The organism is Streptomyces sp. DS1-CR2, from assembly GCF_055760475.1.
In genome coordinates, this window is the sequence record NZ_CM147085.1 from 2,795,006 (window position 1) to 2,815,985 (window position 20,980).

Consider the following 20,980-nt stretch of genomic DNA (forward strand, 5'->3'; position numbering starts at 1 on the left):
CTGTCCTCGCGCGCCGGTCTGCCTTCGCTGCCCTCCCGGTCTCCCTTTCCTATTCCTGTCGATCGTCGACCGCGTGGCTGACGACGCGACGGACGAGATATTCGCCCACCCCCGTCTCGCCGCGAACTACGATCCGCTCAATCCCTTCCTTGTGCCGCTGCTCGGCGCGGCCGTCGGTGAGACCGCCCCCTCCTGACAGACCTGACACATCCGTCTCCGGATCCACACGGTCACTTCGGTCACTTCGGTCACTTCGGTACGGCTGCCCTCTCCGTGGGCGGCCGTACCGGCTCTCAGACGCCCGGGGCGATCGTGATCAGGCCCTCCGACGCCGCCTTGCGCAGGGCCGTGTGGTCGGCGGCGTTCTGGTCCGCGTAGCACAGCGCGAAGTCGGCCACAGCGCGGTCGAAGATGTCGGCGCGGCCGAGGTAGCCGGAGATGGCGATGCGGTCGCCCGAGCGGGCGTGGGCGCGGGCCAGTGCGGTGCCGCACAGTTCGGCGTAGGCGCGCAGTTCGTCCGGACAGAGGCCTGCGACGTCGGCGGAGCCCTTCATGTCGCGCAGTTGGCGCCAGTAGAAGGCGCGGCCCTGGGGGCCGGTCATCCAGCCGAGGAAGATGTCACCGGAGGCCTGGAGCAGGCGCTGGCCCGCGACGACGCGGTGGCCCGGGTGCACGTACGGGCCGTGCGGCTGGTATTCCTCGATGACGGACCGGGTGGCCTCCTTGATCTGGAGGAACAGCGGGTCGTCGGCGTCGCGCCCTTCGAGCAGCACGACGAAGCAGCGGGTGCCGACGCTGCCGACGCCGACGACCTTGCGGGCGGCCTCGACGAAGCGGTAGCGGTCGAGGAGGCGGCGGCGTTCCTCGGCGAGGGTGGAGCGGTAGTCGCCGAACAGTTTGCGCACCGTGGCCGTGTCGGGGGTGCTCGCCGGTTCGAGGAGCGGCGGGTCCCGGATGATGCGGCGGCGCCCGTCGACGACCTCGGTGAGCTTGCCCAGCGCGTGGAGGCTGGTGCGGCGGGTGGCGTGGGCGAGGGTCGCCTGGACGCGGCGTCGGCTGCGGCCGGAGCGGATGAGGGGCAGCAACTGGTGCGCATTGATGTGCTCGTACCAGACGGCGAGTTCGCCCATCCCGGAGAGCCGGCGCATCGCGGTGCGGTACGCGGCGGCGGCCGCGCCGGCCGATCTGAGGGCCTGGGTGTCGGTGTGCCCGTTGTCGCGGGCGGCGACGGCCACGCTCGCGGCCAGCCGCTTCACGTCCCATTCGAAGGGGCCCGGGCTGGTCTCGTCGAAGTCGTTGACGTCGAAGAGCAGGGACCGTTCCGGCGACGCGAAGAGGCCGAAGTTCAACAGGTGGGCGTCGCCGCAGAGTTGGACGGTGAGGCCGGTGGCGCGCTGGGTGGCCAGGTCGCCGGTCATGACGGCGGCGGCGCCGCGCAGGAAGGCGAACGGGGAGTCCGCCATCCGCCCGTACCGGATGGGCAGCAGTTCGGCGACGCGGTCGGCCGCCTGCCGTTCCAGTACGACGACGGGGTCGGGGCGGTCGGCGGAGGGGATCCACGCCCCGTGCGAGGAGCGTGACGCGCGCTTGCGGGCCTCCTTGCCCAGGGCGGCCCGGGCTTCGGGGGTGGTCATGCGGCACCGTCCGCGTGGCCTGCGGGGGCGGTCACGGCTAGTGCCGTAGCGCTCTGCCGACGTCCGCTTTTACGTCGCCGGTGAGGGTGCGGTTGCTGCGGGCCGTCGCCTCCTTGGATTTGCCCTTGTCCACGTCGTCGACCGTGACCACGACCGCGTCGAGGAGGTTGCCGCCGCTGTCGCGGAAGTTGACCTGTACCGCGTACGACGCCTTGGAGTCGGAGCTGTTGGTGGCGGTGACAGGGACCGTGATCCGGTCGCCGGCCTTCGCGACGTCGCCGAGGCGGATGTCGCCCTTGGCGTTCACGCCGCCCTTGACGCGGTCCAGTTCCTCCTGCGCCTTCGCGGTGGCGGAGGCGACCACGTCACCGCCCCGGGACGCCGCGGACGACGCGGCGGACGCGGCCTTGGACACCGCGTCGGAGGGGCTGGTGTCGTTGTCCGAGCAGCCGGCCGCCGCGAGCAGCACCGCCGCCACGAGCAGCCCGGCCCCCGCGCCCCGTATGCCATGTCCCGACATCACGCCTCCCGCTGCCCGTTCCGCTGCCGTCACCTCAGTGAAGGCGGCCGGGGCCCGGGCGGCATGCCGGGTACGGCAAACAGGTGAACGGGCCCGGGGGCCCGGGCAGGATGGGGGCACGGTCGGACGAACAGCCCTGGGAGGTCCTTGTGAGTGGTCGGCGGCGGCACATCGGGGCGCCGGAGCGGCGGGCCAGGCTCGCGGCCGGGCAGCGGCTCGCGCCGGCCGCGCGGGCCGGCTCCGCCGAGGAGGTCGCCGGGTCGCTCGTGGCGCTGCACGGCACGGACCCGGCCACCGTGTATCTGGCGGTGGGCGCGCGCCTGCGGGACCCGTCGAAGACGGTCGCCGACGTGGAGCGCGCCCTGTATACGGACCGCTCCCTGGTGCGGATGCACGGCATGCGGCACACGGTGTTCGTGTTCCCCGCCGCGCTCACGGCCGTGGTGCACGCGTCGACGGGTGTGGCGGTCGCCGCGCGGGAGCGCGCCTCCTTCGTCAAGCATCTGGAGGCGGGCAGCGAGCATGACGCGGCGTGGCTCGCGGACGTCGAGGCGGGAACGCTGGCGGCGATCGGGGCGCGCGGCGAGGCGACCGCGGCGGAACTCGCCGAGGACGAGCCGCGGTTGCGTACGCAGCTGCTGTACGCGCCGGGCAAGAAGTACGAGGCGTGGCAGTCGATCTCGACGCGGCTGCTGCGGGTCCTCGGCATGGAGGGGCGCGTCGTGCGCGGGCGGCCCCGCGGGTCGTGGACGTCCAGCCAGTTCAGATGGGCGCTCATGCCCGCGCACCCCGAACTCCCTGTGGCCGAAGCCCAGTCGGAGCTGCTCCGGCACTGGCTCGGCTCGTGCGGTCCGGCCACGGAGGCCGACCTGAAGTGGTGGACGGGATGGAAGGTCACCGACGTACGCAGGGCGCTCGCGGCCGTCGGCGCGGTCGAGGTGGAGCTGGACGAGGGAGCCGGGTTCGTGCTCCCCGACGCCGTCGAGCCGGTCACCGCCGGCACCGAGCCGTGGGCGGCCCTGCTCCCCGGTCTCGACCCGAGCCCGATGGGCTGGCAGCAGCGCGACTGGTATCTGGCGCCGGAGCTGCGCGCGCCGCTCTTCGACGGGGCGGGCAACATCGGGCCCACCGTGTGGTGGGACGGGCGGATCGCCGGCGGGTGGGCGCAGGGCAAGGACGGCACCGTCCGGTGGCGGCTGCTCACGGACGTGGGCCGGGAAGGCGCGGCCGCCGTCGAGGCGCAGGCCGCGAGGCTCCAGGAGTGGGTGGGCGAGGCGCGGATCACCCCCCGCTTCCGTACGCCTCTGGAGAAGGAGCTGGCGGGACCGGCCCCGGCCGGGAAGTGAGTGAACTGCCGTGCGCCTCCCGCCCGTTGAGCAAGACAACGAGCGGGCGGCGCACCCTGGTCGTCAGCGGCTGTAGCGCATCAGCGCGCGCACCATGTGGCAGGTGGTGTCCGACGGCGGATGGATACCGACGCGCTCCGCCGTGCTCCGTATCGTCCGGTTGTGGGCCTGGTTCGGGAGGTAGACGCCCGAGTCGAGCAGGGCGATCGCGAGGCGCATCGCCTTGAGGCGGCGATTGTGCGTGATGTACCAGTCACGCGGCCGTCCCGCGGGCAGGGCCTTCTTCGCGAGTGGCTTGCAGGGCAGGTCGATCAGCATCGGTGCGGCAGCGGGCACAGACATCCTCCTGTCGCGGGAGGGAGACCTTCCGAGGCCCTCCGCGGCCCCGGGCGCTCCCTCGAACACTGCCTCAATTCTACTGCCGGGCACTGACAATAGCCGCTGGCCACAAGGCCTTTCCCGTACCTTTGGCCCCATGGAGATCTGGATCAACCCCGCCTGTTCGAAGTGCCGCAGCGCGCTCTCCCTGCTCGACGCGGAGGGCGCCGACTACACGGTGCGGCGCTACCTGGAGGACGTGCCGTCCGAGGACGACATCCGCGCCGTTCTGGAGCGGCTCGGGCTGGAGCCGTGGGACATCACGCGGACGCAGGAGGCCGACGCGAAGGAGCTCGGCCTGAAGGACTGGGCGCGGGACGCGGGTTCGCGCGACCGGTGGATCGCGGCCCTCTCCGCGCACCCGAAGCTCATCCAGCGGCCGATCATCACGGCGCAGGACGGTACGGCCGTGGTGGCGCGCAGCGAGGACGCGGTCCGGGACGTGCTCGGACGCCACTGAGACGCGACGACCTCACCCCCGCGGATCCAACTCTCGTGTGACGTACGTTACTTGAGCTTCCCCTGGGTCAGTTGAGTTCCGCCCTCCGGTTACCCGTACGTAACGGTGCGCGCACCGACGTTCGTAACGACGACAGGAGGCGGACATGTCCCGCAGGAGAAGGATGGGCCCCCGGAAGAAGGCCGCGCTCGCGGTGAGCGCGGCCCTCGTCGCCGGTGGTGCGGCGTTCGCGCTCGCGAGTACGGGCAATGCGGCGCCGGTCGCGCAGAACGCCCAGGTCTGCCAGGGCCTGGAGACCGCGATCGCCAACAACCAGAAGTTCATCGACGGGCAGCGGGCCGCCCCGGACGCGCAGTCCGAGGCCCGCATCGCCAACCGGGAAGCCGTCATCGCGGAGATCCGGCGCAAGGAGGCGGCGTCCGGCTGCGAGTCCGGGGACGGGGCGCAGGCCGGGGACGGGGCGCAGGCCGGGGACGGGGACGGGGCCGGTTCCGATGATGCGGCCGGAGCCGGAGCCGGTTCCGATGATGCGGCCGGCGGCATGGAGACGGTGACCGCCGCGCCCCCGGACACCGTCACCGCCGAACCCGATCCCACGGACGCGGCCGGCGGCGCCGGTGACGCAGGAGGGGACGCCGCCGGTGAGCAGGTCTGTGCCGGGTCGACCGTGACGCTGTCCGGTGAGGGCGGCGCGCCCGCCGCGTCCAGCGGGCAGTTCCCCGCCGGGACGAAGCTCAAGGTCACCAACCTGGACAACGGCAAGTCCACGTCCGTCGAGGTCACATCCGTCTCCGGGAACTGCGTCCTGCTGAACAACTCGGCGTTCGAACAGGTCCGCGAACCGGGCAAATTCCTCATCCGCAACGCACGTATAGAGAAGGTGGGCTGACCTCACAGGCGTCCACCAGGCCTACGGCCCCGGCCCGCGCGCGTGCCCCCATGACGTGCGCGGGCCGGGGCCGTCCGGCGAAACGTGACTCCGGCCACAGAGGGACCCGAGTAACACGGGGTTCACATACGGGCAACGGACGGGAAATCGCCTGTTGACAGTCTGCGGAGCAGCACACCGAGGCGCCGCACCCGCACATGACTGCGCCGTACAGACCCACCCGAAGGATGTGGCCCCGTGACGTTCAAGGCTGAGTACATCTGGATCGACGGCACCCAGCCGACGGCCAAGCTCCGTTCGAAGACGAAGATAATCGCGGGTTCCGCGCCGGCGCTCGAAGAGCTGCCGATCTGGGGCTTCGACGGTTCGAGTACCAGCCAGGCCAAGGGCCACGCCTCCGACCGCGTGCTGCGTCCCGTCGCCTCCTACCCGGACCCGATCCGCGGCGGCGACGACATCCTCGTCATGTGCGAGGTCCTGAACATCGACATGACGCCGCACGAGTCCAACACCCGTGCCGCGCTCGCCGAGGTCGCGGAGCAGTTCGCCGCGCAGGAGTCGGTCTTCGGCATCGAGCAGGAGTACACGTTCTTCGAGGGTGAGCGCCCGCTCGGCTTCCCCGTGGGCGGCTTCCCGGCCGCGCAGGGCGGCTACTACTGCGGTGTCGGCGCGGACGAGATCTTCGGCCGTGACGTCGTCGAGGCGCACCTGGACAACTGCCTCAAGGCGGGCCTCGGGATCTCCGGCATCAACGCCGAGGTCATGCCCGGCCAGTGGGAGTTCCAGGTCGGCCCGCTCGCCCCGCTCGAGGTCTCCGACCAGCTGTGGGTGGCCCGCTGGCTGCTGTACCGCACCGCCGAGGACTTCAACGTCTCCGCGACCCTCGACCCGAAGCCGGTCAAGGGCGACTGGAACGGCGCCGGCGCGCACACCAACTTCTCCACGAAGGCGATGCGTGAGGGTTACGAGGCGATCATCACCGCGTGCGAGTCGCTCGGCGAGGGCTCGAAGCCGATGGACCACGTCAAGAACTACGGCGCGGGCATCGACGACCGTCTGACGGGTCTGCACGAGACCGCCCCGTGGAACGAGTACAGCTACGGCGTCTCCGACCGCGGTGCCTCGGTCCGCATCCCGTGGCAGGTCGAGAAGGACGGCAAGGGCTACATCGAGGACCGCCGTCCGAACGCGAACGTCGACCCGTACGTCGTGACGCGCCTGATCGTCGACACCTGCTGCACCGCTCTGGAGAAGGCCGGCCAGGTCTGATCCGCGGCATCTGATTCCCGAAGGGCGCCCACCGGTCCGGTGGGCGCCCTTTGCGTCGCCAGGCACCTCGGACAGCGTCAAGTTCACGCCAAGGCGCCGTCCGACCGGTGAGAGGGGGGTCCTGCCCCGCGACCCCGTCTGCTTCAATGGAGCCATGGCCAGCTTCCATGACACCGCGACGGGTCGCCACGACCTCGAGCCCTTCTGGCCTTCCCGTCAGCACCACGACTTCGACCGGGTGTGTTGCCGCGCGGAGAACGCGCAGGCCCTCTAAAGCCGGTTCACCCCGGCGTTCGGCCCGCGCGCACGACGTAGGTCCTTCTGCGACCTCGCAGTTCTCGACGATCTCGATGACTCCTCGCGCGAAAGAGTTGACCACTCATGGCGAACACCCGTTCCTTCACCACCGCTTCCTCTGTGACCTCCGCCCCCTCCCCCGTCGTCTCCGGCCGCCACCGGCTGCGCGCCGTCGACCGGGACGAGGTGGTTGATGTCGCCGACTTCCTGCCGCCGGGCGCGACCTGGCTGCCGGCTCCCCCGCACACCCTGCCCACGCTGCCGGGCCGGCCCCCGATGGTCGGCTACCTGGTCCTCGTACCGGCGGACCAGCAGCTGCTCCCGGTGCCCGACGAGCCCGGGCGGCGGCCCGAAGCCGCGCCGCAGGACAGCGACACCGCCACCGACGCGCTCGTCCGCATCGACAGCACACAGCGCACCGCTCAGGTCGACGGGCGCCGACTCGACCTGACCTACCTGGAGTTCGAGCTGCTCGCGCACCTCGTCGCGCATCCGCACCGGGTGCACACCCGCGACCAGCTCGTGACCACGGTGTGGGGCTACGGGCACGTGGGCGACGGACGGACGGTCGACGTCCATGTCGCGCGGTTGCGGCGCAAGCTCGGGGCCGAGCACCGTCAGGTGATCCAGACGGTGCGACGGGTCGGCTACAAGTACGCCCCGCCGGCCGCGCGTTGACCGTCGAGCGGAGCGCCGTCCGTCGGCCGTCCCCGGCCGAATGGTTCTCCCAGGGGCAGAAACGGATTCCCTGACGCGTCCCGAGCGGGCAGAGTCACCGGCATGAAACTTCTGGTGCTCGGCGGTACGGAATTCGTGGGGCGCGCGGTGGTGGAGGCCGCGGTCGCCCGGTCCTGGGACGTGACGGTCTTCCACCGCGGGCAGCACGAGGCGCCCGAAGGGGTGCGGTCCCTGCACGGGGACCGCACCCTGGCAGACACGGACGGCGGGCTCGCCGCGCTCGCGGAGAGCGAGGGCGAGTGGGACGTCGTCGTGGACACCTGGGGGGCGGCGCCCCGCGCGGTCCGCGACTCCGCCCGGCTGCTCGCAGGGCGCGCGGGCCGCTACGTATACGTGTCGACCTCGTCCGTGTACACGTGGGCGCCGCCGCCCGGCTACACCGAGGACGCCCCGGTCGTCGACGGTGCCTCGCCCGACGCGGAGCGGACGGACTACCCGCGGGACAAGCGGGGCGGTGAGCTCGCGGCGGTCGACGCATTCGGCGCGGACCGCTCCCTGCTGGTGCGGTGCGGGCTGATCCTCGGCCCGTACGAGAACATCGGCCGGCTCCCCTGGTGGCTGGGGCGGATCGCGCGGGGCGGCCCCGTGCTCGCACCCGGCCCCCGCGAACTGCCGCTCCAGTACATCGACGTACGCGACCTCGCCACCTGGGTCCTCGACGCGGCACAGGCCGGACTGAGCGGCCCGTACACCGTGATCAGCCCCTCCGGGCACACGACCATGGGCGGGCTGCTCGACGCCTGCGTCCGGGCCACCGGGGGCGATGCCGACCTGCGCTGGACCGCTCCCGAGGTGATCGCCGCGGCGGGTATCGAGCCGTGGATGCAGCTGCCGGTGTGGGTGCCGCCGGGCGGTGACATGCATGCCGCGCTGCACAGCGGTGACGTGACGAAGGCGGTCGCGGCCGGGCTGCGCTGCCGGCCCGTCGAGGAGACCGTCGCCGACACCTGGGCCTGGCTGGAGTCCATCGGCGGGAAGGCCCCGCAGCGCCCGGACCGGCCGGTGCTGGGCCTCGACCCGGCGACGGAGGCGAAGGTCCTGGAGGGCTGACGCGGACGGGAAGGGGTCGTGCGGGAGTTGGAAACCGCTCGCGCTGGACTGCGTTCGAGTGGGTGGGAATGAGTGCGTCCTTCTCAAGCTGGGACTTCCGGTGCCGGACGACGACAACCGGCGGGTTCTCGCCGTCATCGCCTATCTGGATCAGGGCCGTTGAGATTCCGCCGGGAAATCACCGGTGCTCTCTTTGAACAAGGGGCCCGTGTGTTGCGTACGTAGCTCCATGGGACGCACATCACGAAAACGGCGCTCGTCACTCGCGACGCGCATGACGGTCGCGTCGGCCGCACTGCTCCTGGGTGGAGGAGGGCTGGTCGCGGTGAACGTCTACGCGTCCGCCCACGAGGAGAACCCGGCGCAGCGCGGCGACGGCGCGCAGCAGCAACAGCAGCAGGTCGCCACCATCGACTGCCCCGACGTGGGCAACGGGCTCTCCGACGTGCCGGACGCCGCGCGGTCGGAGGTCGACGGCGAACTGGCCACGATGGACAGCCAGATCACCGAGTCGTACCAGCGCCTCGCGGCCTCGCGGGACGCGGCGGCGCGGGATCCCGACTTCGTGCAGAACAGCATTCTGCAGCCGTTGAAGGACCGGCGCTCGGCCCTCATCGACCGGATCGGCCTGGAGATCAACCGGGCGGGCGGGACGGCCCCCGAGGGCATGAAGGACCTCGCGGCCTGCACGGCCAGGTCGGCCGGCACCGACGGCAGCCCCCCGGCCGGCTCCGCCGCACCGTCCGCCCCCGCGGACGGCGGCCAGGGAGACGGCGGCCAGCAGGACGGCGGTCAGCAAGGGGACGGCGGTCAGCAGGGCGACGGCCAACAAGGGGGCGGCGGTCAGCAGAACGGCAACGGCCCCGACGCCTCCGACTTCGTCGACATCAACTCCGTCCAGCCCAACGTGAAGACGCCGGCCAACCAGCAGGCCGCCTCCCGCGGCACGTTCACCACGAAATGCGGGCGGAACGAGAACGGCAAATTCAATCCGGACAACGTCATCGTGGCGCCCGGTGTGAGCAATGGCGCGCACCATATGCACGACTACGTGGGAAATCAGGCGAACGACGCTTTCGCCAGTGACGACGATCTCGCGCAGGGCGACACGAGCTGTCGCAATCAGGGCGACAAGTCGACCTATTACTGGCCTGTTCTGCGCCTCCAGAACGGAAAGGACGAGAACGACGCGCAGGCCGACGGCGGCGGCAAGGACCAGAATGTCGGCGAGATCCAGACACCTGCCTCGGTCACGCTGAAGTTCGTCGGAAATCCGGCCGGCAAGGTCGTCGCCATGCCGCGGTTCCTGCGCATCATCACCGGTGACGCCAAGGCCTTCACCAACGGCGACGCGAACGCGAACGCGTCCTGGAGCTGCACCGGCTTCGAGGACCGCCAGCTCAAGGACAAGTACCCGATCTGCCCTGAGGGCAGCAAGGTCGTGCGGTCGTTCAAGTTCCAGAGCTGCTGGGACGGGCGCAACACCGACAGCGCCAACCACCGTACGCACGTCGCCTTCGCCGACCCCGACAGCGGGGCCTGCCCGCAGGGCTTCCAGGCGATCCCGCAGCTGCAGCAGCGCATCGTGTACGACGTACCGCCCGGCCCCGGCTTCGCCGTCGACTCGTTCCCCGAGCAGCTGCACAAGCCCGTGACCGACCACGGCGACTTCATCAACGTCTTCGACGACGGCCTGATGAAGCGCGTCGCGAGCTGCATCAACCAGGGTCAGCGCTGTACCTGACGGCCTGACCCCCCGTCGACTGCTGCGCGGTCAGCTCGCGCGGTGACCGTCAGTGCCCGGAGTGCCCGTCCTCCTCGTGACCCCCGCCACCACTACTCCCCGAGTGGTGCGAGGAGGACTTCTCCACGGTCCCGCCGAGCCGGCCGCGCAGCGCTGTGACCGCCTTGCCGGCGCCGACGGCGATCCAGCGGCGGCCGATCAGATACGTGCCGCCGTAGTCGTCGGCCTGGTCGAGCCACTCGGCCTGGCCGCGGTCGGTGGCGAAGGTCGCGAGGATGTAGCGGTCGGCGCCGTCGCCGCAGGTGGCCTGGCGCAGTTCGTCGGCGTCCGTCTGGATGTCGGGCCTGCATTTCGCCTTGGCCGCGAGCTGTTCCAGGCTGCCGGTCGCGGTCTTCGGCACGGTGTCGCCGTGCGATCCGCAGCCGGTCAGGACCGCCAGCGAGACCATCGCCCCGGTCACCCATATGCGCCGCATGCGTCGCGTCATTCCCATCGTTTCCTTCCGTCCTGTGCGGCGACACGAACTCGCCAGCTCCGTACACAGCGTTGAGCGAGGGGGGCCACAGGGTTACCGTGCGCCGCACCATCCGACGCAGGGGGCACACCTATGACCGCACCGTCGCGACGTTCCGTCCTCGGCACCGCCGGCGCCATCGGCCTGGGAGCCGCCGCGGGGTTCCCCGTCACGGCTCATGCCGCCGAGGGCCCTGCCTTCGATACGGCTCCCGTACGCTCCGCACTCAACAGACTGCTCCCGGGTCACGCGGACCAGTTCCGTCTCAGGTTCCTCTCCCCGCAGGGCGGCGGCGACCGGTTCCGGGTGACGGGCACGCGGGGGAGCGTCGAGGTGGCCGGCACGACACCGGCCGTGCTGCTCACGGGAGTTCACTGGTATCTCAAGTACGTCTGCGGGGCGCACATCGCGTGGAACGGCAGCCAGCTCGACCTGCCGAAGACCCTGCCGGCGCCCCCGCGCCCGCTGGAGAGATCCACCGCGCTCCCCCACCGGTTCGCCCTCAACGACACGAACGACGGCTACACCGCGCCGTACGCGGACTGGCCGTACTGGGAGCGGATGATCGACGTCCTCGCGCTGCACGGGTGCAACGAGGTCCTCGTCATCGCGGGCGCGGAGGGCGTGTACGAGCGCGTCCTGAAGGACTTCGGGTACAGCGACGCGGAGTCGCGCGCCTGGCTGCCGGCGCCCACGCACCAGCCGTGGTGGCTCCTGCAGAACCTGTCGGGGTACGGCGGACCGCTCTCGCCCGAACTCATCGCGAAGCGCGTCGAACTGGGCCGCAGGATCACGGACCGGCTGCGCGAGCTCGGCATGTCGCCCGTGTTCCCCGGCTACTACGGGCACGTCCCCCACGGCTTCGTGGAGCGCAACGGCGGCGACGCGCACGTCGTTGCGCAGGGCACCTGGCACGGCTTCGACCGGCCCGACTGGCTCGACCCGCGCACGCAGTCCTTCGCCGCCGTCGCCGCCTCCTTCTACGGACACCAGCGGGACCTGTTCGGCGCGGCCGGGCACTTCAAGATGGACCTGCTGCACGAGGGCGGCACAGCCGGTGACGTGCCCGTGCCGGACGCGGCGCGCGGCGTCGAGAAGGCCCTGCAGAAGGCGCACCCGGGAGCCACGTGGGTGATTCTCGGCTGGGAGGCCAACCCGCTGCCCGCGCTCATCGACGCGATCGACAAGAAGCGCATGCTGATCGTCGACGGCGTCTGTGACCGCTTCACGACCGTCACCGACCGCGAGAAGGACTGGGGCGGCACGCCCTACGCCTTCGGCACGATCCCGAACTTCGGCGGGCGGACCACCATCGGCGCCCGCGCGCACATCTGGAACGAGAAGTTCTTCACGTGGCGCGACAAGCCGGGCAGCGCGCTCGCCGGCACGGCCTTCATGCCGGAGGGCACCGACCGCGACCCGGCCGCCTTCGAGCTGTTCTGCGAACTCGCCTGGACCGAGGGCAAGGTGGACCGGGCGGCCTGGTTCTCCGGGTACGCCGATTTCCGTTACGGAGGCCGGGACGCGGACGCGCGGGCCGCCTGGCGCGCCCTGCACGACACCGCGTACCAGCACACGGCGGTGGAGCGCAGCGACGCGCACGACTCGCTGTTCTGTGCCCGTCCCGACCTGGCCGCGAACCGGGCCGCCGAGTACGCGCCCCGCGCCCTGGCCTACGACCCGGGCCGCTTCGACGCGGCCCTGAGCGGGCTGCTCGGCGTGGCCGGCGGGCGGCGGAGCTCCGCCGCGTACAAGTACGACCTGGTGGACGTGGCGCGGCAGGCGCTCGCGCACCGCTCGCGTCAGCTCCTGCCGCAGCTGCGGGCCGCGTACGCGAGGAAGGACCGGGACGCCTTCCGGAGCCTTGCGACGCTGTGGCTGAAGCTGATGCGGCTGTCCGACGACGTGACGGGGACGCATCCGGCGTTCCTGCTCGGGCCGTGGATCGACGACGCGCGGCGGCTCGCGACGAGCGACGCCGAGCGCGCCGAGTTCGAGCGCACGGCGAAGGTGCTCATCACGGTGTGGGGCGACCGCGCCACGTCCGACCCGGGGAACCTGCACGAGTACGCCAACCGCGAGTGGCACGGCCTGATGTCCGACTTCTACGTGCCGCGCTGGCAGAAGTGGCTGGACGCCCTGGAGGACGCGCTGGCCACGGGGTCGGCGCCCGCGGCCGTCGACTGGTTCGCGTTCGAGGAGCCGTGGACCAGGGAGCGCAAGGACTATCCGCTGCGGCCCGTCGGGGACGCGTACAAGACGGCCGCGCGCGTACGTGACGTGCTCGCGCGGGCGCCCTACCAGGGCTCGCTGACCGTCACCGCCAAGCCGGCCGCGTTCCCTCCCGGCGGGCACGCGCGCGTGGAGGCCGCTTTCCGCAACGTCAACGGGCTGCAGGCGACCGGGCGCGTGGACTTCACGCTGTCCGGCATCGATGCCGCGCCCGAGGGCTCCACGTCCCTGGCGAGCGTCGCGCCCGCGGGCTCGGGCACGGTCCGCTGGCAGGCGAGCGCCCCGAGCGCGCCCCTGGACCGGCCGCTGCGTCCGCTGCCGTACGAGCTCACCGTGCGGTACGGGCCGCGGGGCGAGAGCCGGGTGACGTCGGTCCACGCGGGGACGCTCTTCGAGGCCGGGCCGCTCGACGGCGCCTGGCGGACCGTCACCGACAATGCCGCCGTCTTCGGGCAGTTGGGCGACCGGTACGCGATCGACGGGGCGGGCGCCGACCTGTGGAAGGGAACCGCGGAGTTCGGCTCGGCGTACCGCGAGGGCGCCTTCACGGACGGGTCGTCGGTTGAGGTCTCGGTGACCGCGCAGGCCGCCACGGGCCCGTGGGCGCGGGCCGGCCTCATCGTCCGCAACTCCCTGGCGACGCCCGGCTCCCCGGGCTTCCTGAACCTCTCCGTGACGCCGTCCAACGGGGTCGTGCTGTCGTACGACACGAACGGGGACGGGACGCTCGACACGTACAAGCGCATCACCGGGATCAAGGCGCCGGTGACGCTGAGGCTGACCCGGTCCGGCGGCTCGTACACGGGTGAGTGCTCGACGGACGACGGGGCGACCTGGCGGACCGTCGCGACCGTGACGGTGCCGGGGGCGGCGACGGTGCAGGACGTGGGGCTGTTCATGACGGCGACGAACGGGGGCGGCGGGGCGCGCGGCACCGTGGAGTTCGGGGGCTGGCAGCTCGGGTAGCGGCGGGCCCTGGGCCAGAATGGGCGGGACAAAAGCCGTGAATACGGTCACGACTGTGACATCTGGAGTCCCGCCCATGCCCGCGATCCCCGCCACCACCGTCGCCAACCTCCGTGACCTCGGCGGGATCCCGCTGCCCGGCGGACGCACCGTACGCCCGGGCCTCGCCCTGCGGGCCGGGCAGCTCGACCGGCTCGACCCCGCAACCGATCCGGCGTTCACCGCGCTCGGCATCCGCACGATCGTCGACTTCCGCACCAACGGCGAGCGCGCCTCGTACCCCGACCACGTCCCCGACGGCGTCCATGTCCTGGTCGCGGACGCGCTCGCCGACAAGATCGCCCAGACCGGGGCCGCGCCCGTCGCCGCGCAGCTCAAGCATGTCCTGTCCGACCCGGCGCTCGCCGACGAGAAGCTCGGCGGCGGGCGCGCCGAGTCGCTCTTCGCCGACACCTACCGCGCCCTCGTCTCCACGAAGTCCGCGCGGGCCGCCTACCGCACGCTCCTGACCGAACTGGCCGACCCCGACGCGGGCCCGCTGCTCTTCCACTGCACCGCGGGCAAGGACCGCACCGGCTGGGCCGCGACGGTCGTTCTGACGCTCCTCGGCGCGGACCAGGCGGCCCTGGAGACGGAGTACCTGTCGGTCAACTCGGCGGTACGGGAGGCCTTCGCGCCGCTCGTCGAGGGGTTCACCGCGCAGGGTGGCGACCCGGAGATCGCGCTCGCGCTGATCGGCGTACGGGCGTCGTACCTGCACGCCGCGCAGGACGAGGTGGCGGCGCAGTACGGGGACTTCGAGACGTACGTGCGCGAGGGGCTCGAGGTGCCGGACGAGGCGGTGGAGCGGATCCGGAAGCGGCTGACCGCCGGGTGACGCGGGGTGCGAGGGTTCGGGGCGCGGGTGGCGTGGGGGCTCGGGAGGTGCGGGGTCCCGGCGAAACCCCTGTGCCGCGTGGGCACATCCGTGCCATGGTGACCCGATGAGCAGCGAAGACTGGGAAGCACGCCTGACCGCGGTGTGGGCGGGACTCGACGCCTCCGACGGGTCCGCAGCGTCCACCGCGGGCGGCTTCCGCGCCGCCATCGACGACCTCGTCGCCGAGCTGCCGGACGGCAGCCCGGTCGGCCCGTTCGAGCGCGCCAGCGCCTTCGACTCGACCGGCCACTCGGACCGGGCCGTGCCGCTGTACCAGGAGGCCCTGAAGCTCGGCCTGTCCGGCTACCGGGGCCGCCGCGCGAAGATCCAGCTCTCCAGCTCCCTGCGCAACACGGGCAGGCCCGAGGAAGGTGTGGCCCTTCTCACGCCCGAACTCGACGCGCCCTCCGACGAGTTGGACGACGCCGTGCGCGCCACGCTGGCGTTATGCCTGTCCAGCCTGGGCCGGGACCGCGAGGGCTTGTCGCTGGTCCTCGGCGCGCTGGCACCCCATCTGCCCCGATACCAGAGGTCGATGGCGCATTACGCCCGCCTGCTGGTCGAACCGGAGCCGGAGCCGGGGTGACACCGTGAAGTGACCATCCGACGATTCGCTCGTTCAGCTGAACGTGCAGTCGAAGGTGCAGTCACAGGATGTCGTCCCCCGTCCCGGTCCGGTCGTCGACGTGGAGCAGGCCGAGGCCGCTCTCGTCGAGCACTACCCGCGGCTCGTCCGGCTCGCCTATCTGGTGCTCCCGCCCAGCCTCGGCCGCAACCGCCGGGTGCTCACGGCGCACTCCCTGACCCAGCGCGCCCTGCCGCGCGCCCGTACCTCGGCCGACGCGGCGGCCGTCCCGGCGCCCCGCACCGCCGAGGGGCGCAACGGCGATCCGGGCTACGGCTTCGTGCGGCTCAGGGTCCTGCGCACGGCGCTCGACGCGGGCCGCCCGCTGCGGCGCAGGGCCTGGCCCCGGCGCTCCCAGCTGCCTCCGCTGCTTCCCCAGGTGTGGGGCCTGCGGCTCTTCCCGCGCTCGGGCGGTGCCGACGAACTGGCCCTGGACCAGGGGCTGTCCGCGCTCAGTGGCCCCGGCCGCGCCGCGTTCGTCCTGCGCGGCCTCGAACGGCTCGACGACAGGGCCGTACGGAACATGCTGGAAGCGGCGGGCGCCGAGGACCCGGACGCGGCGCTCGCCGAGGCGGACGGCGTGACCATGCCGGCGGGGAAGGACGCGCTCGCCCTCCTGGAGTCGACGGAGTTCGATCCGTGCTCGCTCCAGGCCAGGCCGCCCGATCTGATGCGGCGCAGGCAGCATGTGAAGGCCGTGATCGCGGCCGCCGCGGCGACGCTGGCGTGCGGGGCGCTGCTCGGCCTGCCGGGCGGCGGCTGGGGCCCTGAGGGCGCCGCGGCGCCCGCGTACGCGCAGAACCCGGCGGGCCTGGCCGCCCTGGATCCCGGCAGGTTGACGAGGGTCCCGGCCACGGCGTGGCAGACGTCGGCCCGTACGGACTTCTCCGTGTGGCCCGCGCGCGGCTCCCTGACCGGCGACCGGCCGCTGCTGCGGCGCGCCCTCGCGGTCTGGGCGCGGCCGGGGGGCTCCGTCCAGGTCTCCGCGACACCGGGCACGCCGGCCGGCGCCCCGCCCGGACCCCCTCAGCTGCTGTACGCGGGCGAGGTCGACCAGGCGCGGATCGTGCTGTTCTACGACGGTCTTCGCATCGTGCGGTACGCGGAGCCGAAGGACGGCACGAGCGGCGCCGCGCTCGACTTCGCACGGGCGGACGGCGCCACGGGCCCGGAGGCCGGCGCCCTGGTCGTGGACCGGGCCGACGGCAACGTCCGCTATCTGACCGCGCCCTGGGTGCGGAGCGCCGCCGTGCGGAACCTGCTGAGTCCGTCGGCGGCGCCGATGCCGCTCGACCGCGCCCCCGACGGCGTGACGGCCCCGTTCGCCAGCCCCGCGCTCGCCCGCGACTGCACGTCGTGGAACACGCTCGCCCTGCGGGACGACGCGGGCACCCGCCTCTCCACCGACCTCGGCGAGCTCGTGCCCGCGCATCTCACGGCGGGCCGTCCCGGCGCGCCGCGCGAGGCGGTCGCGGCCGACTGGCAGCACTCGGCGTGCTTCCTCACCTCCGTACGCTCGCACGGTGTGCGCACCGTCAACTCCTGGGCGTACGCGCGCCAGCAGCTCCCGGAGGGCAGCGGCGCGGCGGACTGGGCGTGCGCGCGGGCCGACACCTGGCGGGGCGGCGGAGCGCGGACGCTGGCCCTGTTCACGGCGCCCGGCGGGACGACGGCGGCGGTCGCAGCGAAGTCGGAGGGGACCCCGGCCTGCGGCAGCCGGGACCCGCTGGTCCTCGCGGGCGTGCTGTGGAAGTCGCGGGGCGGCACCTGGTACGTGGTGGCCGCCGCAAGCAAGCAGGTCACGTCGATCGCGTCGTCGGGCGGCGCCCGCGCCACGGACAACGTCCTGGCCGCGCCCACCCGGCAGGGGGCCAGGACCAAGCTGACCGGCCGCACGGCGACGGGCCGCGAGGTGGGCGCCCTGCGCTGAACTCCCGGCGCCCCGGCGGACACCCCTTGCTGACACCTCCGTAAAGAAATCGGCGCACGAGGGGTGTACCCGCCCCCTACCCGTCAGTACATTGACGCCATGTCTCATAAGCAGAGCCGGGCACCGCGGCCCGTCGCTGACGAGCGCGTCGCGCTCAAGGCACGCAGGGTCTCCTTCTCCTGGGACAGGACCCCGCTGCACTGGATCCCGGACGACCCGTTCACCACGCACACGATCAACGTGCTGCATCTCCTGCTGCCCGCCGGAGAGCGCTGGTTCGTGCACGTCTACAAGCAGGTTCTGCCGTACATCCGCGACGACCGCCTCCGCGAGGACGTGATCGGGTTCATCGGCCAGGAGGCCATGCACTCGCAGGCCCACGACGAGGTGCTGCCGCACCTCAAGGAGCAGGGGCTCGACCCGACCCCGTACACCGCGCAGGTCGACTGGTTCTTCGAGAAGCTGCTCGGTGACCGGACGCTGCCGCCGGGGCGGGCGCGCGAGTGGTGGCTGATGGAGCGGGTCGCGCTCATCGCCGCGATCGAGCACTACACGGCGTTCCTCGGCGACTGGGTGCTCAACGCGGACGAGCTGGACCGCAAGGGCGCGGACCCCACGATGCTCGACCTGCTGCGCTGGCACGGCGCGGAGGAGGTCGAGCACCGCTCGGTCGCCTTCGAGCTGTTCGAGCACGTCGACGGCGGCTACCGGCGCCGGGTGCGGACCTGGGCGCTCGCGTTCTCGGCGCTGATGTTCCTGTGGCAGCGCGGGGCGCGCTTCTTCATGGAGAACGACCCGACCGTGCTCGACGGCAAGGCGTCGTTCAAGGAGTTCTACCGGGGCGGGAAGCGGGGCGTCCTGCCCTCCACGGCCGCCATGTTGAAGTCCGTCCCGCGCTATCTCAGCCGCTCCTACCACCCCTCCCAGGAGGGCAGCACCGCGCAGGCGGTCGCCTATCTGGCCACCTCCCCCGCCGCGACGGCGGCGGCGAGCACCAAGCCTTCGAACGGAGCCGTCTGACCATGCCCCGCCTCCGCACCCCACGGCTGCGCACCGTCCTGCTCGTCACCGGCTCCGCCCTGCTCGCGCGCCGCGCCCTGCGCCGCCGCATCCAGGCGTCCCCGCTGTGGCCGATGCCCGCGCTCGACGAGCCGGTCTCGGGCCGTCCGCGCGCGCGTGCCCTGCGGCTCCTCGTCACGCGGCACGAGTCCGTCGCCGACGGTGTCGTCCAACTGCGCCTCGAGGGGCAGGACCTGCCCGCCTGGGAGCCGGGCGCGCATCTCGACCTCGTCCTGCCGTCGGGGCTGATCCGGCAGTACTCGCTGTGCGGTGACCCCGAGGACACCTCGTCGTACACCGTGGCGACGCGGCTCATCGAGGACGGCAGGGGCGGCTCGCGCGAGGTGCACGAGCAGCTCCAGGAGGGGTCGGAGGTCGAGATTCGCGGCCCGCGCAACCGCTTCCCCCTCACCGCCGGCGCCCCGTCGTACGTGTTCGTCGCGGGCGGCATCGGCATCACGCCCGTCCTGCCGATGCTGCGGGCCCTCGAAGCCCGGGGCGCGGACTGGCGGCTGCTGTACGCGGGCCGCACGCGCGCGTCGATGCCGTTCCTGGAGGAGGCGGAGAAGCTCGGCGGTGAGCGGGGCAGGGTGCGTGTCGTCGCCGAGGACGAGGAGGGCCGCCCCGATCTGGCGGGCCTGCTCGCACAGGCGGCGCCGGACACCGCGGTCTACTGCTGCGGGCCACAGGGGCTGATGGAGGCCGTGGCCGCGGCGCTTCCCGGCCACTGCGAGCTGCATCTCGAACGGTTCGCCCCGCACACATCGGCCGACGGCAACGGGCCGTTCGAGGTCGAACTGCGGCGCACCGGCCGCACCGTCCCCGTACCGGCGGGCACTTCGGTGCTCGCGGCGGTGCGCGCCGAGGTGCCGAGTGTGTCGTACTCCTGCGAGCAGGGGTTCTGCGGGACGTGCCAACAGCGGGTCCTGGAGGGCGAGATCGACCACAGGGACGAGCTGCTCACGGACTCGGAGCGTGACGACTCGATGCTGATCTGTGTCTCCCGGGCGCGCGGGGAGCGGCTCGTGCTCGACCTGTGACCGGCTCGCGCGGACCGGCCCCGCACGAGGCCGGAATTGCTCGGTAGGGTGTTCGTATGACAACCGGGGTGCGCCGCAGGATGGGAGTCGAGGAGCGCCGGCAGCAGTTGATCGGGGTCGCACTCGAACTGTTCAGCCACCGCTCCCCCGACGACGTCTCCATCGATGAGATAGCCGCGGCTGCGGGCATTTCCCGGCCGCTGGTCTACCACTACTTCCCGGGCAAACTCAGCCTGTACGAGGCGGCGTTGAGGCGCGCGGCGGACGATCTCGGGCAGCGCTTCGTGGAGCCGCGGGAGGGTCCGCTCGGGGCCCGGCTCATCCGGGTCATGGGGCGGTTCTTCGACTTCGTGGACGAGCACGGGCCCGGCTTCTCGGCGCTGATGCGGGGCGGCCCCGCCGTCTCCGCAGGCGGAGCCTGCTCAATCAGCACAGCGTCGACGACGAACGCGCTCATCGACTCGGTCCGGCAGGCCGCGTACGTCCAGATCCTCACGCACCTCGGCGTCACCGACCCGCCGCCCCGCCTCGAGCTGGTGGTGCGCTCATGGATCTCGCTCGCCGAGTCCACGGCGCTGATCTGGCTGGACGGGCGGCGCATCCCGCGCCGTGAGCTGGAGGCGCAGCTCGTGCGCGACTTCGCGGCGCTCGCCGCGGTGAGCGCCGCGTACGACGGGGAGATGGCGGGGCTGCTGCGCCACATCCTGGCGGACGAGCCCGCCGACGGGACGTTCGGCGACCTCATCGGGCGCCTGGCCGCACTCGCGCCCGCTCCCGCCCCCTAGGGATCATGACTCCATGACGCCACGACTCACGTTCCGCAGGGCAGCCGACGGACCCGACGACCTCGCCGCGCTCGTCGCCCTGTACGACGGGGCGGCGCGCTGGATGGTGGAGCAGGGCATCGACCAGTGGCAGCCCGGCGAGAAGACCGAGGACCACTTCCGCCTCCGGATCAAGGAGGGCGAGGTCTGGTTCGCCGGCGACGCGCTGTGTGAAGGGAGCGGCGCGTACGAGCTGTGGTGGGACGACGAGCCCGCGTGGGGTGCCCGGCCGCCCGAGGCCGGCTATGTGCACCGCCTCATGGTGCGGCGCGGCGCTCCGGCCGGTACGGGCCGCGCGCTGCTCGCGCACGCCGAGGAGCGGGTCGCCGCCGCGGGCCGTGACCTGTGCCGCCTGGACTGTGTGTCGACGAATCCCCGGCTGCGGGCCTACTACGAGCGCGCGGGCTACGCGGCGGTGGGCGAGCAGCCGTTCAAGTCGGGTGCGGGCGGCAGCAAGTACGCGGTGACGCTCATGGAGAAGCGGGTCGGCTGACGCGGGCGCCCGGCACGGCAGGGCTCGTCACCCCTGCCGTGCCGGGCGTCCGG

At 72.5% G+C, this 20,980-nt stretch carries 20 protein-coding genes and 1 pseudogene; 17 read left to right on the top strand and 4 right to left on the bottom strand.

Annotated features, from left to right (window positions below; genetic code table 11):
* Nucleotides 1–73 precede the first annotated feature (73 nt).
* Entirely contained in the window at nucleotides 74–196 is a 123-nt protein-coding gene (locus ACY0PA_RS13730) for a hypothetical protein (protein ID WP_473084880.1), read from the top strand.
* 97 nt (nucleotides 197–293) lie between these two features.
* On the opposite strand, the gene ACY0PA_RS13735 is transcribed toward ACY0PA_RS13730, so the two are convergent.
* On the bottom strand, nucleotides 294–1,634 hold the full coding sequence (locus ACY0PA_RS13735; RefSeq protein ID WP_473084881.1) for a DUF2252 domain-containing protein: 1,341 nt from the start codon (nucleotides 1,632–1,634) through the stop codon (nucleotides 294–296).
* A gap of 37 nt (nucleotides 1,635–1,671) precedes the next feature.
* Entirely contained in the window at nucleotides 1,672–2,154 is a 483-nt protein-coding gene (locus ACY0PA_RS13740) for a hypothetical protein (RefSeq protein ID WP_473084882.1), read from the bottom strand.
* A 110-nt stretch (nucleotides 2,155–2,264) separates the two neighbouring features.
* Here ACY0PA_RS13740 and ACY0PA_RS13745 point away from each other — a divergent pair, with 110 nt between their 5' ends.
* The gene (locus ACY0PA_RS13745; RefSeq protein WP_473084883.1) at nucleotides 2,265–3,500 is read left to right on the top strand and encodes a winged helix DNA-binding domain-containing protein; all 1,236 of its coding nucleotides are present in this window, start codon (nucleotides 2,265–2,267) and stop codon (nucleotides 3,498–3,500) included.
* Nucleotides 3,501–3,563: 63 nt separating this feature from the next.
* Here ACY0PA_RS13745 and ACY0PA_RS13750 read toward each other — a convergent pair whose 3' ends face one another.
* On the bottom strand, nucleotides 3,564–3,842 hold the full coding sequence (locus ACY0PA_RS13750) for a hypothetical protein (protein ID WP_100592108.1): 279 nt from the start codon (nucleotides 3,840–3,842) through the stop codon (nucleotides 3,564–3,566).
* Between the two features lie 133 nt (nucleotides 3,843–3,975).
* On the opposite strand from ACY0PA_RS13750, the gene ACY0PA_RS13755 reads away from it, so the two are divergent.
* The 7 genes and pseudogenes from ACY0PA_RS13755 to ACY0PA_RS13785 all read left to right on the top strand — a co-directional run bounded on the left by ACY0PA_RS13755 (nucleotide 3,976) and on the right by ACY0PA_RS13785 (nucleotide 10,325).
* On the top strand, nucleotides 3,976–4,338 hold the full coding sequence (locus tag ACY0PA_RS13755; RefSeq protein ID WP_473084884.1) for an arsenate reductase family protein: 363 nt from the start codon (nucleotides 3,976–3,978) through the stop codon (nucleotides 4,336–4,338).
* A 145-nt stretch (nucleotides 4,339–4,483) separates the two neighbouring features.
* Nucleotides 4,484–5,227, top strand: coding sequence for a hypothetical protein (locus ACY0PA_RS13760; protein ID WP_473084885.1), 744 nt, complete (start codon nucleotides 4,484–4,486; stop codon nucleotides 5,225–5,227).
* 237 nt (nucleotides 5,228–5,464) lie between these two features.
* Nucleotides 5,465–6,496 (top strand): glutamine synthetase, encoded by a 1,032-nt coding sequence (gene glnII / locus ACY0PA_RS13765; RefSeq protein WP_473084886.1) that lies wholly within the window; start codon nucleotides 5,465–5,467, stop codon nucleotides 6,494–6,496.
* A gap of 381 nt (nucleotides 6,497–6,877) precedes the next feature.
* Nucleotides 6,878–7,471 carry a winged helix-turn-helix domain-containing protein gene (locus ACY0PA_RS13770; RefSeq protein WP_473084887.1) on the top strand — a complete coding sequence of 198 codons (594 nt, stop codon included), beginning with the start codon at nucleotides 6,878–6,880 and terminating at the stop codon, nucleotides 7,469–7,471.
* Between the two features lie 102 nt (nucleotides 7,472–7,573).
* Nucleotides 7,574–8,581 carry an NAD-dependent epimerase/dehydratase family protein gene (locus tag ACY0PA_RS13775; protein ID WP_473084888.1) on the top strand — a complete coding sequence of 336 codons (1,008 nt, stop codon included), beginning with the start codon at nucleotides 7,574–7,576 and terminating at the stop codon, nucleotides 8,579–8,581.
* Nucleotides 8,582–8,657: 76 nt separating this feature from the next.
* Nucleotides 8,658–8,744, top strand: a pseudogene (locus tag ACY0PA_RS13780) (DNA-binding response regulator); the annotation flags it as partial.
* Between the two features lie 66 nt (nucleotides 8,745–8,810).
* Nucleotides 8,811–10,325: a DUF1996 domain-containing protein gene (locus ACY0PA_RS13785; RefSeq protein ID WP_473084889.1), complete on the top strand. Its 1,515-nt coding sequence runs from the start codon at nucleotides 8,811–8,813 to the stop codon at nucleotides 10,323–10,325.
* A gap of 49 nt (nucleotides 10,326–10,374) precedes the next feature.
* On the opposite strand, the gene ACY0PA_RS13790 is transcribed toward ACY0PA_RS13785, so the two are convergent.
* Nucleotides 10,375–10,818: a hypothetical protein gene (locus ACY0PA_RS13790; protein WP_473084890.1), complete on the bottom strand. Its 444-nt coding sequence runs from the start codon at nucleotides 10,816–10,818 to the stop codon at nucleotides 10,375–10,377.
* A 114-nt stretch (nucleotides 10,819–10,932) separates the two neighbouring features.
* Here ACY0PA_RS13790 and ACY0PA_RS13795 point away from each other — a divergent pair, with 114 nt between their 5' ends.
* The 8 genes from ACY0PA_RS13795 (at nucleotide 10,933) to ACY0PA_RS13830 (ending at nucleotide 20,927) form a co-directional block, all read left to right on the top strand.
* Nucleotides 10,933–14,037: an alpha-N-acetylglucosaminidase gene (locus ACY0PA_RS13795; RefSeq protein ID WP_473084891.1), complete on the top strand. Its 3,105-nt coding sequence runs from the start codon at nucleotides 10,933–10,935 to the stop codon at nucleotides 14,035–14,037.
* A 76-nt stretch (nucleotides 14,038–14,113) separates the two neighbouring features.
* Nucleotides 14,114–14,914, top strand: a complete 801-nt coding sequence (locus ACY0PA_RS13800) for a tyrosine-protein phosphatase (protein ID WP_473084892.1) — start codon at nucleotides 14,114–14,116, stop codon at nucleotides 14,912–14,914.
* Nucleotides 14,915–15,020: 106 nt separating this feature from the next.
* Complete coding sequence (locus ACY0PA_RS13805) at nucleotides 15,021–15,542, top strand: tetratricopeptide repeat protein (RefSeq protein WP_473084893.1); 522 nt, start codon at nucleotides 15,021–15,023, stop codon at nucleotides 15,540–15,542.
* Nucleotides 15,543–15,597: 55 nt separating this feature from the next.
* Nucleotides 15,598–17,511, top strand: coding sequence for a hypothetical protein (locus ACY0PA_RS13810; protein ID WP_473084894.1), 1,914 nt, complete (start codon nucleotides 15,598–15,600; stop codon nucleotides 17,509–17,511).
* 99 nt (nucleotides 17,512–17,610) lie between these two features.
* On the top strand, nucleotides 17,611–18,531 hold the full coding sequence (locus ACY0PA_RS13815; protein WP_473084895.1) for a metal-dependent hydrolase: 921 nt from the start codon (nucleotides 17,611–17,613) through the stop codon (nucleotides 18,529–18,531).
* A 2-nt stretch (nucleotides 18,532–18,533) separates the two neighbouring features.
* Nucleotides 18,534–19,610, top strand: a complete 1,077-nt coding sequence (locus ACY0PA_RS13820) for a PDR/VanB family oxidoreductase (RefSeq protein WP_473084896.1) — start codon at nucleotides 18,534–18,536, stop codon at nucleotides 19,608–19,610.
* 56 nt (nucleotides 19,611–19,666) lie between these two features.
* Entirely contained in the window at nucleotides 19,667–20,395 is a 729-nt protein-coding gene (locus ACY0PA_RS13825) for a TetR/AcrR family transcriptional regulator (protein WP_473084897.1), read from the top strand.
* 13 nt (nucleotides 20,396–20,408) lie between these two features.
* Nucleotides 20,409–20,927, top strand: coding sequence for a GNAT family N-acetyltransferase (locus tag ACY0PA_RS13830; protein ID WP_473084898.1), 519 nt, complete (start codon nucleotides 20,409–20,411; stop codon nucleotides 20,925–20,927).
* Nucleotides 20,928–20,980: the final 53 nt, after the last annotated feature.